At 52.2% G+C, this 16,316-nt stretch carries 17 protein-coding genes; 5 read left to right on the top strand and 12 right to left on the bottom strand.

Features of this window, described 5'->3' with window-relative positions; translation table 11 throughout:
• Positions 1-32 precede the first annotated feature (32 nt).
• The 5 genes from RDU76_01435 to RDU76_01415 form a co-directional block, all read right to left on the bottom strand.
• Complete coding sequence (locus RDU76_01435) at positions 33-1,103, bottom strand: branched-chain amino acid aminotransferase (protein ID MDQ7797591.1); 1,071 nt, start codon at positions 1,101-1,103, stop codon at positions 33-35.
• Positions 1,104-1,204: 101 nt separating this feature from the next.
• Entirely contained in the window at positions 1,205-1,741 is a 537-nt protein-coding gene (locus RDU76_01430) for a LiaF-related protein (GenBank protein ID MDQ7797590.1), read from the bottom strand.
• A gap of 299 nt (positions 1,742-2,040) precedes the next feature.
• On the bottom strand, positions 2,041-2,238 hold the full coding sequence (locus RDU76_01425; protein ID MDQ7797589.1) for a hypothetical protein: 198 nt from the start codon (positions 2,236-2,238) through the stop codon (positions 2,041-2,043).
• 12 nt (positions 2,239-2,250) lie between these two features.
• Positions 2,251-3,366: a hypothetical protein gene (locus tag RDU76_01420; protein ID MDQ7797588.1), complete on the bottom strand. Its 1,116-nt coding sequence runs from the start codon at positions 3,364-3,366 to the stop codon at positions 2,251-2,253.
• 83 nt (positions 3,367-3,449) lie between these two features.
• Positions 3,450-3,956 carry a hypothetical protein gene (locus RDU76_01415; protein ID MDQ7797587.1) on the bottom strand — a complete coding sequence of 169 codons (507 nt, stop codon included), beginning with the start codon at positions 3,954-3,956 and terminating at the stop codon, positions 3,450-3,452.
• Positions 3,957-4,172: 216 nt separating this feature from the next.
• On the opposite strand from RDU76_01415, the gene mnmG reads away from it, so the two are divergent.
• A complete protein-coding gene (mnmG, locus tag RDU76_01410; GenBank protein MDQ7797586.1) occupies positions 4,173-6,098 on the top strand; it encodes a tRNA uridine-5-carboxymethylaminomethyl(34) synthesis enzyme MnmG in 1,926 nt (641 codons plus the stop codon).
• A gap of 76 nt (positions 6,099-6,174) precedes the next feature.
• The gene (locus RDU76_01405; GenBank protein MDQ7797585.1) at positions 6,175-8,142 is read left to right on the top strand and encodes an OmpA family protein; all 1,968 of its coding nucleotides are present in this window, start codon (positions 6,175-6,177) and stop codon (positions 8,140-8,142) included.
• Between the two features lie 67 nt (positions 8,143-8,209).
• Here RDU76_01405 and RDU76_01400 read toward each other — a convergent pair whose 3' ends face one another.
• From RDU76_01400 to RDU76_01375, 6 genes are all read right to left on the bottom strand, one after another.
• Positions 8,210-8,896 (bottom strand): DUF4349 domain-containing protein, encoded by a 687-nt coding sequence (locus tag RDU76_01400; protein ID MDQ7797584.1) that lies wholly within the window; start codon positions 8,894-8,896, stop codon positions 8,210-8,212.
• A 91-nt stretch (positions 8,897-8,987) separates the two neighbouring features.
• Complete coding sequence (locus RDU76_01395) at positions 8,988-9,857, bottom strand: DMT family transporter (protein MDQ7797583.1); 870 nt, start codon at positions 9,855-9,857, stop codon at positions 8,988-8,990.
• Between the two features lie 12 nt (positions 9,858-9,869).
• Positions 9,870-10,721, bottom strand: a complete 852-nt coding sequence (locus RDU76_01390) for a DMT family transporter (GenBank protein MDQ7797582.1) — start codon at positions 10,719-10,721, stop codon at positions 9,870-9,872.
• A 67-nt stretch (positions 10,722-10,788) separates the two neighbouring features.
• Positions 10,789-11,760 carry a VWA domain-containing protein gene (locus RDU76_01385; protein ID MDQ7797581.1) on the bottom strand — a complete coding sequence of 324 codons (972 nt, stop codon included), beginning with the start codon at positions 11,758-11,760 and terminating at the stop codon, positions 10,789-10,791.
• A 104-nt stretch (positions 11,761-11,864) separates the two neighbouring features.
• Positions 11,865-12,986 carry an ATP-binding protein gene (locus RDU76_01380; protein MDQ7797580.1) on the bottom strand — a complete coding sequence of 374 codons (1,122 nt, stop codon included), beginning with the start codon at positions 12,984-12,986 and terminating at the stop codon, positions 11,865-11,867.
• A gap of 5 nt (positions 12,987-12,991) precedes the next feature.
• Positions 12,992-13,294 carry a Dabb family protein gene (locus tag RDU76_01375; GenBank protein MDQ7797579.1) on the bottom strand — a complete coding sequence of 101 codons (303 nt, stop codon included), beginning with the start codon at positions 13,292-13,294 and terminating at the stop codon, positions 12,992-12,994.
• Between the two features lie 252 nt (positions 13,295-13,546).
• Between RDU76_01375 and rsmG the strand changes: the two genes are divergently transcribed.
• From rsmG to RDU76_01360, 3 genes are all read left to right on the top strand, one after another.
• Positions 13,547-14,218, top strand: coding sequence for a 16S rRNA (guanine(527)-N(7))-methyltransferase RsmG (rsmG, locus tag RDU76_01370; protein ID MDQ7797578.1), 672 nt, complete (start codon positions 13,547-13,549; stop codon positions 14,216-14,218).
• Positions 14,219-14,408: 190 nt separating this feature from the next.
• Positions 14,409-14,957 (top strand): hypothetical protein, encoded by a 549-nt coding sequence (locus tag RDU76_01365; protein ID MDQ7797577.1) that lies wholly within the window; start codon positions 14,409-14,411, stop codon positions 14,955-14,957.
• Positions 14,957-15,643 carry an HAD family hydrolase gene (locus tag RDU76_01360; protein ID MDQ7797576.1) on the top strand — a complete coding sequence of 229 codons (687 nt, stop codon included), beginning with the start codon at positions 14,957-14,959 and terminating at the stop codon, positions 15,641-15,643. Before RDU76_01365 ends, RDU76_01360 begins: the two co-directional genes overlap by 1 nt.
• A 56-nt stretch (positions 15,644-15,699) precedes the next feature.
• Here RDU76_01360 and RDU76_01355 read toward each other — a convergent pair whose 3' ends face one another.
• Positions 15,700-16,254 (bottom strand): porin family protein, encoded by a 555-nt coding sequence (locus RDU76_01355; GenBank protein MDQ7797575.1) that lies wholly within the window; start codon positions 16,252-16,254, stop codon positions 15,700-15,702.
• Positions 16,255-16,316 lie beyond the last annotated feature (62 nt).

Here is a 16,316-nt window from a genome sequence, read left to right as displayed (position 1 = left end):
TGCTGTCTTCGCTCTTTTTATCGTTTATTAAATTACTTCACCCTGTAAACCCAGCCGTACTTGTCCTCTTTTTCCCCGTATTGTATCCCGGTCAGGGTATCGAAGAATATTTTTGCCCACGGCCCCGTTTCTTGTGAGATGACATATTCATTGTCTTTATAATTTATCCTGCTCACCGGACTTATCACCGCCGCGGTGCCGGCGCCAAAAGCCTCGGTAACTTTTTTGTTATTGATGCCCTCTATCAGTTCGTCGATCGGGATCTGCCGTTCCTGGGGAACGATCCCCAGGTCCTCGGCTATCTGGAGCACCGATTTGCGGGTGATGCCCTGCAGGATGCTTCCGGAGAGTTTTGGGGTTACCAGCTTGTTGTCGATTATGAAAAATATATTCATGGCCCCCACTTCTTCGATATATTTGTGCTCCACTGCGTCCAGCCACAATACCTGGCTGCAGCCCTTGTCCTTGGCAATTTTGGAAGCCAGCAGGGTGCCGGCATAATTCCCGCCGGTCTTGGCTTCGCCGGTGCCGCCCTGGGCTGCCCGGGTGTAGCTGTCGCTGACCCAAAGCCCCACCGGGTTGAAACCCTCCTGAAAATACGGACCCACCGGAGAAAGGATGATGAAGAAAAGATACCTATCGGCGGGTTTTACCCCCAACGCGGCCTCGGTGCTGATGACCGCCGGGCGGATATATAAAGAGGCCCCCACGGCCGTGGGGATCCACCGTTCCTCCAGTTTCAACAACTCGCACTCCGCTTGTAAATATATCTCCTCCGGGATCTCCGGCATGCACATTCTTTTAAGGGAGTGGTTAATGCGCTTGGCGTTTTCCTGTGGCCGAAACAATAGAATCTCATCCTTGGGGGACTTATAGGCCTTTTGACCTTCGAAAACCTCCTGGCTATAGTGAAGAACATTGGCGGCGGGATCAAGCATCAATGGCTGATAGGGCTTTATCTCGGCATTATGCCAGCCCTTATCAATGGTATATTCCATGGTGAACATGTGATCGGTGAAATTTCTTCCGAAAACCAGTTTTAGAGGATCTTGAAACAATGGCTTCAGCTTATCTTCCGATAAAAGCGTCTTTTTGATATCCATCGCCCGCTCCCGTTTAATTAATGCCTTAGATACGTATCATAGATTACCAGATGATGAATAAAATTTCAAGTAAATAATTTGGTGATATCTTTAAAACAGCACTATTGTTTTGCAACGAACTCTATGCCGCCAAAAACCACCGTTGCATGGATCAGCAGGTGCCTCTCCGAACTTTTAAAATTGTCTGTTTTATATGTGTATTGACCGAAGGCCACCACATTGCCGTCCGGCAGATGGACCCCGCCGAAGGCCGAACTGGCGACGATCTTGGTGGGAACGGCGGGATCGATCTTAATTACCGACCCGCCGAAGATGGTGTTGATGTCCACCCTAACATTCTGATCCTTAAGCTCTATGCCGGAAAGGTCGATCTCCCCCTTGCCAAAGATCACATCGTACTTGTCTGAGGCCGTGGTAACTTCGACGGTCTTTTCCTCGAATACTGCTGTTTTTTTGCTTTTGTTCCAAAGAGAGATCCCGGTCAACATCTGAAGGCCCAGGTAGATCAGGAACAAGGCAAATAAGGTCCTGAAGACGGGTATCTTTATCCCGAATACCACATTGATTATCACGCCCAAACCTATCAGGATAAGCACCACCCCCCAAAAGACGCCGGTAAATATAAACCCCATTCTCATAACCTCCTCCTTTATTTAATAGATTATTTTTTGACACACGGCAGCCCCACATGAATTGTATATCTCCCGTTGAAAAAAATCAACGATAAAAATACCTCGGGAACATCATCGGAAGCCGGGCAAAATCACAACCGCTTAAAAGCTATGTAAAAATAGTATTTGCCGGAATTTGATTTTGGGGTTGTTTCACGTGGAACAACAACTCTCCTGCGGCCTGGTTTGCAGGAGAGTTGAACGTTAATGGTTTGTGTTATCTGGGGAATGTTTCACGTGAAACATTCCGTATTCGGGAACCGTGTTTATCTTTGCTCCGGGTTTTGCTCCCTTATGGCATACGCCAACTGTTGTCGGTTAATGCATCCCATCTCTACCAAGCACTCCCCGATCTTTTTTGAAGAATCGTTGATCTGTTTATATCTGGCCTGGATTATGTGTTCCACCGAGATGAACCCGTGGGTCATCATTATTTCCCCCAACAGCTTTTTGTTCCTTTTCATGGCTGTGCCCTTTTAAAAATTATAGTTAATCCCAGCATATGCCAGGAGTTTTTTATAATTATAGAGTTGATCGTTGGATGAATTGTTGGCATAGCTAACCCCCGCCTCCAAATCTAGGCTGTTTGCGCCTTCTGATAACGGAGCGGTGTAGTCTATTCCCAAAACAGTCTCTCGATCCAGCCGGACGGTCCCCAAGCTTTGTCTGGTCAGTATGCTGGCATTATCCGCTGCCGGAAGGCTATAGGCGTCAAGCTTGTCATAACTTCTGCTGGTATGGTTGGTCCAAAGGGCCACTTTCCCGGCGGGTTCTAGTTTTAAAGTTATTTTTGCCCCCACCCGGCCGCCGGAATAATCAAAATAATCATTCACCTCGTTCAGCAAAGTATCGGGCATGTAATAAGGATCAGCGGTGGTCACCTGGTTTGTTAAATAAGAGTATTCCAGGGAAAGGCCGACATTTGATCCAAACCCCTGGCTAACACGGCAACCCGGCGACAGGTTGGTAATATTCACTGGAACCTGGCTGTCGGCAGGCAATGGAGAGAAATCGTACTTTTTATATCCTGCTAAAATTGTCAAACCGCTCCGGGTAGGAAGAAATAAATTTATAGATAGGTTTGCTATTGATTGATCAAAGTCATATTTTGGCAAATTCTTATATTGATATCTCCCCAGGGCCCCGTCCGCTTTTAACAGCACCGGTTGAGCAATATATATTTTTGTCTCGCCGATAACTTTAAAATTATTGGTATCATAAGCCGAGCGGTCCGCAGCATTGAATTGAAGGCTATAAGCGCCACCCAAACCAACGAAACCATCTTTTCCCAAATTCCGCCACAGGATCATTTTCAGCAAATGGTCGTTTTGATTGATGCCCAGATAGCTGAGGTAGGCGCTGTAGCTGCCGGAATAATCAGCTCCCAGCACCATCCCGGCTAATTTCATGTCAATATCTGAGGTGAGGTCTAGAAAGGCGGTTCCGACCATGCTGCCTCCTCCATAGGAATCATTATAGGCATTGCTATCGTATTCGCCGCTCACCCCGATGCTTCCTTTGAACTGAGCAAACAAGGTTCCTGATAAAACTATTGTGATTATCCCGGTAATATAGAATTGTAAATTCCTCATGATTCGTCTTCCTTAAATATGATGCCACAAAGCAAGAAAAGCGCAGGCAAATTAAGTCCTGCGCTTCATTATTAAGTGCCGATCTACCGTCCCCGCCCGGTGGTTGTGCTGCTGCCCTTCTTGCCATTGGCCCCGCCCTTGGGGGTCATATCATCATCCTTTCCGTCCTTTTTTCGGGTACGGGTTCTGGTTTGCTCCTTGGTCTGGGTGGAATCGGATATACCATCCCCATCCTCGTCACGATATCTGGTCTGGGTCATTTCGCCCTGGCCCTTGTCGCCTTCCTCGGTGCGAGTGCGGATCTTCTGGTCCTGGCCTTTATTCTGGGTGCGGACCTTGTTCTGTTCCTTTGCCTCGACAGAATCTCCCTCGGCCAGTTTCTTCTCTTCCCTGGTTCTGGTCTGGATCATTTCGCCCTGTCCCTTTTGGCCCTCTTCAGTGCGAACCCTCAATTGGATCTCCTCGCCCTGGTTTTTGGTTTTGATCTCATTTTTCACCTTCAGGCTGTCGCCCTCTTCGGCCAAAGCTAATGTGGTCAAGGCCAGAGAAAAAGTTAAGATCGGCAGCAAAAGCATGATGAATTTCTTCATTTTATGAACCTCCTTATAAATTACGGGTTGGTTGCCAGTTATTGCTTGTAATATTACATTAGAGTTGCCCATTATTAATAAGGTTCCCAAACATAATTATAACATTGATATTGATATTAGACAATCAATATGTTATCATGGTTCAGGTATAGTTCAGATATTTTATGATTGCATCTAACTTATTGTGTCGCTTTGTATTATAAATATTATTAATTTATGGACAAAACCTTTGATATTATAATCATTGGCGGGGGCCATGCCGGCATAGAGGCATCGGTGGCTTGCACCGGCATGGGGCTGAACACTGCTCTATTCAGCATCACCCTGGACCGCATCGGGTGGATGTCATGCAATCCGTCAATCGGCGGATTGGCTAAGAGCCATTTGGTAAAAGAGATCGATGCTCTGGGCGGCGTTATGGGCCGGCTGGCCGACTTGTCGGGGATACAGTTCCGGATGCTGAACAAAGGCAAGGGGCCTGCTGTCTGGTCTCTCCGGGCTCAATGTGACCGGCCGCTTTATTCGGCCGAAGCCAAGCATCTTCTGGAGAACCTGCCGAATTTGGAGCTGCGGCAGGCCTTGGTTGATGATATTATATTAGAGGAGCGGTCCGGTAAAAAGTATGCGACCGGCGTGCGGACCGAAAGCGGCCAGGAGTTTTTTGCCCAGGCAGTGATCGTGGCCACCGGCACTTTTCTTAACGGTCTGATCCATATAGGAGACCGGTCCTTCCCGGCCGGCCGGGCGGGGGAATTCCCGGCCCGAAAATTATCAGATTCTCTAAAATTATCCGGACTGGAGATGGGCCGGCTTAAGACCGGAACCCCGGCCCGGGTTAATTCTCAAAGCGTAGACTTTTCCGCAATGTCCGAACAGCCCGGCGACCCCGACCCGCTCCCCTTCTCCCAGCAGACCAGGATTTACGAGGTCATCAACCAGCGCACCGATCAGAAAAGAAGGGTCTGGCCGGCGCTGCTTCAGCTTCCCTGCTACCTCACCTACACCAACCCCGTAACCCACCAGATAATCCGGGACAATCTTTCCCGCTCGGCCCTTTACTCCGGCCGGATAACGGGCATCGGCCCCAGATATTGTCCCTCTATCGAGGACAAGGTGGTTCGCTTCTCCGAGCGCCAGGGACATCAGGTTTTTATCGAGCCCGAGGGCCTCAATACCAATGAGCTGTACCTTAACGGCATCTCTTCCTCCCTGCCCGAGGAAGTTCAGGAGAAGATGATCCGTTCAATAAAAGGCCTGGAGAATGCTAAAATAACCCGGCCGGGCTACGCCATAGAATATGATTTTGTTTTTCCCACCCAGTTGTTTCCCACCCTTGAGACCAAACTGATATCCGGACTGTACCTGGCCGGCCAGATCAACGGCACTTCGGGGTACGAGGAGGCCGCGGCCCAGGGGCTGATGGCCGGGATCAATGCCGCTCAAAAGGTTTTGGGGAGCGATCCCTTCATTCTGCGAAGAGACCAGGCCTATATCGGCGTTTTGATAGATGACCTGGTCACCAAGGGAACCGAGGAGCCATACCGGATGTTCACCTCCCGGGCCGAATACCGGCTGTTATTGCGCCAGGACAACGCTGATCAGAGGCTGCTGGCTTACGGCTATGGGCTGGGCCTTGTCACCGAGGACAGCTGGACCGCTTTCCAAAGAACCCAGAGCAGGGTGGAGGCCGAGATCCAGCGCCTTCGCCTGGAAAAAGCCCTGCCGGTCGATGCCAATGCTATTCTTGAGCGACTGGGAACCTCGCCCATCAGCCAGCCAGCCAGCCTGGCCGAATTATTGAAACGTCCCGAGGTGACTTACGATGATCTGCTGCCATTGGACCAGTATCGCCCGGATTACGACCGGACGGTTTTTGAAAAGGTGGAGTTGGAACTTAAATACGGCGGATATGCCAAACGCCAGCAGGATGAGGCCCTGAGGATGAGGGGGCTGGAAAATATGGTGCTGTCGAACGACTTTGATTATGCTCTGGTTTATGGCCTTTCCACCGAAGCCCGCCAGAAACTGCAGAGACTTAAACCCCTCAGCCTGGGCCAGGCCTCGAGAATATCGGGGGTGTCCCCGGCAGATATTAGTATGCTGCTGATTCACCTGAAGAAAGCAAAACCTGCTGCCCATTAATTTCAACTTGATATCTGGGGCATTTTCTTGTAATATAATTGTGTTCGTTTTCAGTTATAATTTGGAGGACATGGTCATGAAAAAAATAATTATGTCGGCACTGGTCCTGATTTCTTTCTGCCTGTCCTGGGGGCAGGCCATTAAATTCGAATTCTCCAACATCCAGTTCCGCACCGGACGGGCCAGCATAGACCCCAGAACCTATCCGGCCCTGGATTCCCTGGCGGAATTTTTAAAGAACTCCGGAGCCAAGATAGAGGTTGCCGGACACACCGACAATGTTGGGGGATCCCGAGCCAATCAGCGGTTGTCCCAGCAACGGGCCGAAGCAGCCAGGCGTTACCTGATCTCCCGGCATCGTATTCCGGCATCGCAGCTGGTTGCCAAGGGCTACGGGGACCTTTTTCCCCTGGTTCCCAACCTGACCGCCGAATACCGGGCCCGGAACCGCCGGGTGGAGATCACCATACTTTCCAAGATCAGGACCGCCCGGCTTTCATACATCCAGGGCAATGTCTTCACCCGCAAACAAGGCATCAGCAGCTGGCAACCGGCGGTGCTGGACCAGGTGCTTACCATACAGGATGAGGTGGTGACCGACTCGCTGGGCCGGGCCGAGATCACCTTCGACAACGGCACCAGGATCAAGGTGCTTCCCAGATCGGATGTTGTGATCACCAAGCAGTCCTGGAGCGAAAAGGAGGGGGCCGGAGACACCGAGCTCAAGCTTTTGACCGGACGCACCCTCTCCAAGGTGGCAAAGCTCCGGAACACCCGGGAACGCTTTTCGGTGACCACCCCCACCGCAGTGGCCGGCATCCGGGGCACGGAATTCATCGTGGAGCAAAAGCCCGACCGGACCGCCCTGCTCTCTGTCTGGGAAAGCAATATATCCTGGCAGGGGCAGACAGCCGGCTCCATGGAGAAGGAGGTCCCTTCGGGCAAGGGGTGCCTTTGTCGTTACGGACAGCAGCCGGAACCCCCGGTGGACCTGCCGGCTCCGCCGTTCCCCAGATCCCCGGCGGCCAATGATACTTTCTTTTATAATCCGGACCGGACCCGTTCCATCACTTATCATTGGAGCAAGCCGGCTGATATTAAGGCCCACCTCCTGGTCTGGCAGGATGTTGATCAGAACGAGGTACTGGCTGACGCCGTTGTGTCCGGCGACAGCTTTAAAATGGCTCCTCCAAAGACCGACAAGATCTACTGGTCATTGACGGCGATAGATTCTATAGGATTTGAGGGCCAGCCCTGGCCCAGCCGGGTGTTGTATCTATCCCGGAAGCTAGATAATCCGCAACTGGAGATAAAAAACCCGCGACCCGATCAGAAAATTCCATCTGCTACCACTCTTGTCGCCGGCCTGAGCGAGTATAAAGCAGTAGTTACCATCAACGGGCAGGCATTATCAACCCAAAATGACGGCGGGTTTTCTCAACCCCTAAAACTGACCCCGGGAATAAATAACATAATAGTTACTTCTACCGATCGGGCCGGCAATATCACCTCGATGTCTTTCAGTGTGGTCTCTTCGCCTCTCAATCGTTATGAGCTGCAGCCCTTTGGTGCCGGCATCAAGCTGCTGGGGGGGGACCTCGACGACAGTGAGATCGGATTCCTGGCCGGCCTGAAGGTGGGATACAATCTGTCCGAAAAGATCGGGATAGGCGTCCTGGGCGGGTATGGGCAGGCCGGAGCCAAAAATGCCGGAGCCACTTCCCAGGAGTACCTTACGACCATTATGGCTGCCGGAGCCTGGGGGAAATATACCTTTGCTCCGGGAGCCGCGATCACTCCTTATTTGACAGCCGAGGCCGGAGCCATCATCTGGAAGAACCAATATAACGATGCCACAATTTATGAATCGAACAGCCCGTTCGTCGCCATCGGGCCGGGGGTGAGGTTCAATCTTAACCCCGGCATCGGATTACAGGTAGAAGGCAAGGGCGGTTTCCTGGTCAATAGCGATCCCAACTCCGGCCCGCTGGATGTCAACAATATGTTTCTGGCCGGAGCTTTGGGTCTATGTTTTGGTTTTTAAATAACCGTTGGTCTCAAAAATGATAAAAGGGCCTTCCTGCAGGAAGGCCCTTTTCAGCAATGATGCATCAAACATTGGGGTCGGCAATTATCTTCTTCCGGCACCTTATCCAACCGGCCAGCAGCCCCAGGAAGAAAAGCAGCAGGGCCAGAATTGCAGAGAGCAACCCCAGCAGATATTTATCCCGGGGGCTGGTTTGTCCGGGGTTGTTATCATAGCCCTTTTCCTTGACGGTCACATATATCAAGGCCTGGGTGCTGTCCAGCTGAGCAGAGCTCCTCAGCTGGCTCTCCAGCGATTCTATCTGCTGGGTCAGCAGCTTGACGATCTCCGGTTCCGGTTTTTCGGAAGAGATCGCCCTCTCCAGATATTTTTTGAATATGTCCAGCTTCTGCCGCAGGTTCTCCGGATCGTAATAATTCTGATATTCGCTGTAGCTTTTGGACTGGACATCGCCCAGTTCGGCGAAAGATCCCATAAGGGCCAGGGCCTTCTCCTTGGCGACCTGAAGGTTGATGTTAATGGAGCGTTTCTTGGTCTGATTATTGGTGTATTCGTTGAAGTTCTTGACCATGGGGTTGAATTCGGCATTGATCCGGTCGATCTTTTGGGCAATGCCCTTCATGCTCCCGACCTCTATGACCAGGTTGCCATTTCCGGCCCCGCCGGCCGATCCGATCCTGGCGGCGACACTTTCGGCACCAGCCATTCCCCACACCAGCAAAGCAAACCAGCACAAAATATTTCGTGCCATTCATCTCTCCTTAAAATATTAACTTTCCGGTCACAAAGCATCGTATATACCAGTATACTGCCGGTGATATTCCCGGTCAAGAGAATATTTATCAGGTTTCGGCCAGCACCACCCCGCCGATCAGGATCATCCCCCCGATGACCAGTCCGGCGGTCAAATTTTCCCCCAACAGGAAGATGCCAGACAGCACGGTCACCAGGGGTATCAAGTATACCACCGCTCCCAGCCGGGCGGCCTCGGTATGTTTTAAGGCCCAGGACCAGACCAGGAACCCGAAGATGGTGCACACCAAGGTCAGAAAAGCCAGCGCCCACCAGGCCGGAGCCGGCAACTGGGCCAGATTGCCCGGAATGAAAAAAACCAGCGGCAGGCTGCCCCACAATATGGCCGACATGGTTATCAGGCTGGGATCCTCCCGGCTCATCATGGGCTTTCCCACGATGGTGTAAATTGCCCAGGATATCGGCGCACCCAGTGTGATCAGCACCCCCCACAGGTAGTTGAAGTTGATGGGGTCACTGGTCCCCCAGCGCACCACCGCAAACAGGCCGGCGAAGGAGACGATTATCCCCAGCAGTTTTCTGGCGGTGATCTTTTCCCTCAGGGCCAGCTTGGAGGCGATCAGGGTGAAGATGGGGGAGAGGCCGACCATCAGGCTGGCGGTTCCGGCTGCAATTCTGGTCTCGCCGAAGTTGAGGGCCAGATTATATCCCAGGACGCCGGTAATTCCGTACAGCAAGATGCCCCGCCACTCTTTGCCCCAGACCGCCAGCATCCTTTTGGGGCCATAAAAGACCAGCATCACAGCCAGGACGATCGCCGCCGCCGGAACATACCGCAGAGCGGTTAGCCCCATGGCCGAAAATTTCTGAACCTCCAGCAGATATTTGATGGCCACAAAAGCAATCCCCCAAGAGAGGACCACCACCAGCATCAAGAAAAGCAGCAATATTTTTTTCATATATTTCCCGGATTATTTTCCCAGTTCGGCGGTGAGGGTCCCCGCCAGGATCATGCCCGCCCCCAGCCATCCCGCCATCGGCAGCCTCTCGCCGAAAAGCACAAAGGCAAAACTCGCCGCAAACAGGGGCTCCATGGTATAGATGATGGCGGCCCTGGTGGCGGTGGTCCTTCTCTGCCAGTAGAACTGGATGACCAGCGCCCCGGCGGTGGCCAGCAGGCTGGTGACGGCCAGGTCCAGCAGCAGGCTTGGTGACCAGTGCCAATGCGGTTTTTCCAAAATGCCGACGAAGAGGACCGAAAGAACAATGGTGGTTATTATTTGCACCATGATCATGTCCAGGGGGGGATGTTTTTGGGTGAACTTCTGAACCAGCACCACTTCCACTGCGAAGCTGACGGCGCAGAGGCCGGTCAGCAGGTCCCCCTGGTTGAAGCCTCCGGCCTCGGGACGGGAGAGAAAGTACAGCCCCGCGGCGGCCATGATCACCCCCAGTATCTGCCAGCCGTCGCTTTTGGTCTTCAAAATTAAGACCGAGAGCGATGGCACCAGCACCACGCACATTCCGGTGATAAAAGCCGACCGGGTGGCGGTGGTATGAACCAGTCCCACGGTCTGGAAGGCAAACCCGGCAAACAGAAAAATCCCGATCAGCATTCCGTCGCGCCAGCCCTCCCGGGAAAGTTTTTTCAATCCCGTATAACAGAACGGCAGCAACACCAGCCCGGCCAGCAGGAATCGCACCCCCAAAAAGACCAGGGGGGAGGTGTACAGCATGGCGTCCTTGACCGCCACAAAGGTGACGCCCCAGAAGAAGGTGGCCAGCAGCAGCCACATATCGGCTTTAAGGTGTCTGTTCGGCATAGGCCGACATTATATCATAAAAGACCGGGGTTTTAATATGCTCCGGCCCCGGCGAAGGAAAGAATATTCATATCGCCAGGCTGCGTTCCCGCTCGGAACCTGTTTTGTTTCCCATCATCCCCTCGATGCCGTTCAATATCTGCCTGATCTCGCTTCGGGTGGGCGGGTAGTAGCGGTCGGCCGGGTTGAGATTGGGGTCCCGGAACAGCTTGATCAGTTTCCCCCGGCTCTCCCGGGCGATGATGGTTGACAGCTTCTCGCCCGGCATGAATTTGGCCTGATCCTGGTTGCGGAAGGAGGGATTTATCATCAGCAGGGAGAGGGCCTGCTGGCGGTACAGGGAGGCCGCCCGGATGGTCTCCCGGTAGGCCGGCTCATCGAAGATGTCGGGGCAATGGGCGGTCAGGGGCTCGGGATAGCCGTCGCTGAGCAGGATGACCAGGTTGGTGGAGCCGGGCTTGCGGAACTTTTCCAGCCGGACCATGGCCAGGGCCTTCAACAGGCCGTCGGCCAGCGGGCTCTCCCCCCGGACCTTGAGGCCCATCAGCCCCTTGGTGATCACCCGGTAGTTGTGGGTGGGATGGTTGAGTATCTTGGCCTGCATGCCCTGCAGGGAGATCAGGCCGATGCGGTCCTGGTGCAGCTTGAAGTATCCGGTCAGGGAATCCAGTATCTCGGCGAAGATCTTGATGAAGGGGAAGGTGGAGCGGCTGACGTCCACCAGCAGCACCAGGGTCATGCTCTGGCGCTCCAGCTTCTCCCAGCCCACGAAGTCGCCGGGCCCGATGCTGAATTCCTTCCGGGACAGGGAATATTTGCCGCTTATCAGGGAGCTGACCACGGTCTGCAGCGGGGCCAGGGTGTTCTCCCCGGCCCGGAAGCGGACGATCTTGATGTTGCGGCCGGACCGGTCGCTGATGACCGACCGGCGTTTCTTGCTGCCGCGGACGGTCCTGGACTTTAAGCGGCTTATTTTGTTGAGGAATTTGAAGAAGGCTTTTTTTAGCTGGCTGAAGGTGCCGGGCGGCTCCTGGAACAAAACCGGGGCCGCCTGGTCCTGAGCCTGGGGGCGGAGAAGGATGACCGGTCTTTTCTTTTTTCTGAAAGGCAGTATCTTTTTGGAGAGATCCAGAAATTTTTCAGCTAGGGATTGCCGTTTTTTTTTACACCTTGCTGGTCGGAGGGAACGGCAACCTGGATCTTCTGTTTGGCCGTTGTTTTTTGGACCGGCTCTTTGTCCCTGGGCAGGTTTTTATGGAAATTATCCATTATTTCATCGGTGGTGGGCGGCTCCAGCAGTCCGCCGTCCCGGGTGCGGTGGATCAGGGTCAGCTCGGAGGCCAGCAGGATATCGCTGGAAATGACCTCGCTGCGCCCGTTGAGGGCGGCCAGGGTCAGGGCGGTCTTGATTATCACTATGTCGGGCCGCTGGCCGTCAACTTTAAGGGCGGCGCAGGAGGAAGCCACCGAATCTATCATCTCCGGAGAGACCGTCACCTGGGGCAGAAGCTCCCGGGCGGAGAGGATCTGTTTTCCGGTGGCCTCCTGCTGTCCGGCGAACTTTTCATGGAAGGCCTCCCGGTCATTCTCGAACTGCAGGTTGTTCTGCACCACTCGGGAGCGGATGGCGGGGTCCTTGATGGTCTCGATCTTCACGCACAGCGGGAAGCGGTCCAGTATCTGGGGACGGAGGTCGCCCTCCTCGGGATTCATGGTGCCCACCAGCACGAAATCGGCCGGATGCGAGACCGAGATGCCCTCGCGCTCGATGGTGTTCCAGTGGGTGGAGGCGGCATCCAGGATGTCGTCCACCAGATGGTCCGGCAGCAGGTTGACCTCGTCCACGTATAGGATGTTGCCGTTGGCCTGGCCCAGGATGCCTGGCAGGATAACCTTCTGGCCGGTCTTCAGGAGTTTTTCGATGTCTATGCTCCCGATCAGCCGGTCCTCGGTGCAGCTCAGGGGAAGGTTTATTATCCTCATCTTCCGGGTAGCGGCCGGATGGTCCGGCCTTTCGCGGCACAGCGAGCAGAAATCCTGGGACTTTTCGGGATGGCAGTTGAAGATGCAGCCGTCGACCGCCTGGCCATCCGGCAGGATGGACTCCACCGAATGGACGATGGTGCTCTTGCCGGTGCCCTTGGGCCCGCTGATCAGCAACCCGCCTATTTTGGGATTGACGATGTTGGCCAGGTAGGCGTACTTGAGCTTGTCCTGGCCCAGAATAGCGGAGAAAAGAAATCGCCTGTTTTGGAAGTTATCCATGATCCTCACACTTTATAATCAACCACCACCCGCTGCTGGCGCACCCTTCCCAAAAAGCCCATGGCCTTAAGGTGCTCGGGGTGCTTCTGGTAGACATCCAGTCCGGCCTGGTCGTCAAATTCCGAATATAGCGCCAGATCATAGGCCACGTCGGAGGGGTTGACATTATGCCCGATCTCCAAAAAGCGCACAGTGTCGATCTTGTCCTTGAGCCCGGCCAACATCTGGGCGGCCAGCTTTAGATTTTCATCCTTGCCCCGGCCGTCGGCATAGTCCTTGAAGGTCCACATTACGATATGTTTCACCATTTCATCACCCCCTTGGTTTCAGGATAAGGATACAACTTGACGGAGTTAAAATCAAGAAATATTATTAATAATTTATTGATAAAGTTTGGTATAATAAAGATGGAGGTGGAATGGACCGGTGCTTTCTTTATTAACCGATAGAAACAGATTGCTTCGTCAGAAAAGCTTTTTTGTCGTCTCGCAATGACCCTGAAAAAACAGTACCGTGCAAATCCGGATGATTCGTGTCATTCGCGTGCCATTAACAGGAGAATGATTATTAACGATCTTGAATCACAAAAGATAGGCCAGGCCGTCCAGGCTTTGGGCGTGACGCTGAGCCAGGAGCAGATGGAGAAGTTGTTTCAGTTTCAGGCTCTGGTAAGGCAATGGAATGCCAAAGTAAACCTGATCTCGCGGCGGGACATTGACAATCTTTTTGCCAATCATCTACTGGACTCGCTGACCGCCCTGCCGGCATTGGCGGCGAAGGCCTCGGCCGAAGTGATGGACCTGGGCCCGGGCGGTGGTTTTCCCGGCATTCCCTTAAAGATATGCCTGCCGGAGATAAAATTGACCTGCCTGGAGGCCACCCAGAAAAAGGCCCGCTTTTTGGAGCTGGCCGTCACCGAGCTGGGGTTGCCCGAGGTTGTGGTGATCGCCCAGCATTCCCAGGCGGTCCAGAAGGACAAAAATCTTTTGAATCGGTATGATTTCGTCACCGCCCGGGCGGTGGCGGAGCTCAAGGAGCTGGTTAAGATATCTTTTCCGTTCCTGAGGGTCGGCGGAAAACTGCTGGCCTACAAATCCAGCAAGGCCGGCCAGGAGATCGAGGCGGCCGGAGAGATCATCCATAGGCTGGGGGGGACCCTGGAGGGTGAATTGCGCCAGGAGCCAGGAGCGGGCGACAAGGACCGAAAAATAGTTATAATAAGGAAAGAATAAAAACCCATTTAAAAACACAACTAGCCTTATGAAAAACCCTTTTTTTATATTCTTGCTATTAGCGTTGCCGGTTTCATCCCTTTTGGCGCAGGATGCGGTCAGCGGGATTGCCGCCGATATCCCCATATTGATGCACCGATCGCTTTACACTCAAGGGGCCTTTCCTCTACCATGGAAAAGGAGCACCGTAATGTATGAACCAAACGACCAGAGAGGCCAATGGGCCTTTGGCTGGGGAAAGAACTTAGAGACAGAACTGGAATGGAGCAAACACTTATCTAAGCACATTTATTCATACTCGGTAAGGTGGAAGGTCCCGTTTGATAGCTCCTTGCAAAATGGTCTTTTTACCGAAGCCTATTACAGTTCTTATACAAATGGCAAACATTTAAATATTAATTTGGGTTATGTTTATAATATAAATAAAAATCTCTCAATAATTCCACGGTTAAAACTTCAAGGTTCGTCAAACATCGCACTCGGGATTAGTGCCACTTGGGTACCTTTAAAATTTATCTCCGGTAATCTGGGAGCAGAGAATATTTTTGACAACAAATCGGGAACCAATATAAATGCCCAGATGTCCCTAAAGATTCGTTTCTGGAAAGGAATCTTTGTGGAAGAAAAATTTATCAATGGATATGAATCCAACGTGTACTATAGTGAACATTTACAACAAACCCTCAGTAACACTAGAATATACCTTAGGCAGGAACAATACCTGGGCATAACGTTCTGATGAAATACACCCACCTGGTCCTTTTCGACATAGACGGCACCCTGGTGCATTGCGGGCCCACCCCCAAAAGGGTCTTCAAGCAGGGCCTGATCCATACCTTCGGCACCGCCGGCCCGATAGATAATTGGATATTCGACGGCAAGACCGATCCCATGATCGTCCGGGAATTGATGGCCGAGGCCGGAGTATCCTGCACTGATGAATTGGTGAACAAGGCCCTTGATATTTATGCCCAAGGAATAAAGAGAGAGCTTCCCGCAGAGGCAGAAAAGAAGATCTATCCCGGTGTCATCAATTTATTGGAGGAGCTGATCAAGCAGCCGGTTCTGTTGGGCCTGCTGACCGGCAACATACAAAAGGGGGCCCGGGCGAAGTTGGGATCGCTGGACCTGTGGAAATATTTCTCCTTCGGGGCCTTTGCCGATGATTCCTCGGTCCGCAAAGAGCTGGCCGATATTGCGGTAAGACGGTCCTTTGAAATTACCGGGCAGCGCTTTTCCGGGAAGCAGATCGTTATCATCGGCGACACCGAGCATGACATAAAATGCGGCCGGCACTTGGGAGCCAAAACCATTGGGGTGGGGACGGCCCGAAGTTCGGCCAAAGAACTGCTGGCCCACGGAGCGGACCACGCCTTTGAGGATCTTTCAGATCACGAAAAGGTATTGCAAGTAATAATGGAATAATGGCTAAACGTAAAGCCCCGGGGATACCCCGGGGCTTTTTATCTGTTTAAACCTCATTACGGATGCAGACCAAGCATAATAGAAAAAACAGAGTGCTTAATATCATAACTTTCGTAGGGTTCATCTTTAATAATCTTGCGTAATCCTCTGGTGTATCGTATATCCAGAGAAACTTTATGTTTTGTTTTTATTTCGGCACCTAAAACAAGTCCAATATCAGGACTGACGACGTATTGGCTCATATCTAAATCAAAAACTTTTGCATTAAGCAAGAAATTTGCCGCTGGCCCTAAATATGGACTGACCCTGAATTTTTTGGTCAGTGGTATTTTTATTAAAACAGGGATTTCAAAATAATTATATCTGCATCCAATGTCATATTTCCATCCTTTTTGGGAAAACAATACTTCGGGTTGGATGCCAAAAGAGACGAAATCAAAATCACAAAAAGCCCCACCGATAAAACCAAACCTGGAATCGGGCCCATCACCTTCAGTATCGTAAATATTAGATATATTCATCCCACTCTTCAGCCCGAAGGTGGCCATTTGAGCAAAACACAAAGCAGAGAACGATGCCAGTATCAAAATTACCAAGAGGCCTTTTTTCATGTTTAACTCCTGGTTATGGGTTGTTAAAAGCCCCGGCGTTAAGCCGGGGCTTATTGTTCCCA

The organism is Candidatus Edwardsbacteria bacterium (assembly GCA_031082425.1).
Lineage (GTDB): Bacteria > Edwardsbacteria > AC1 > AC1 > EtOH8 > UBA2226.
Note: the sequence above shows the minus strand (reverse complement) of the source record. Positions and strands in the feature narration are given on the sequence as shown.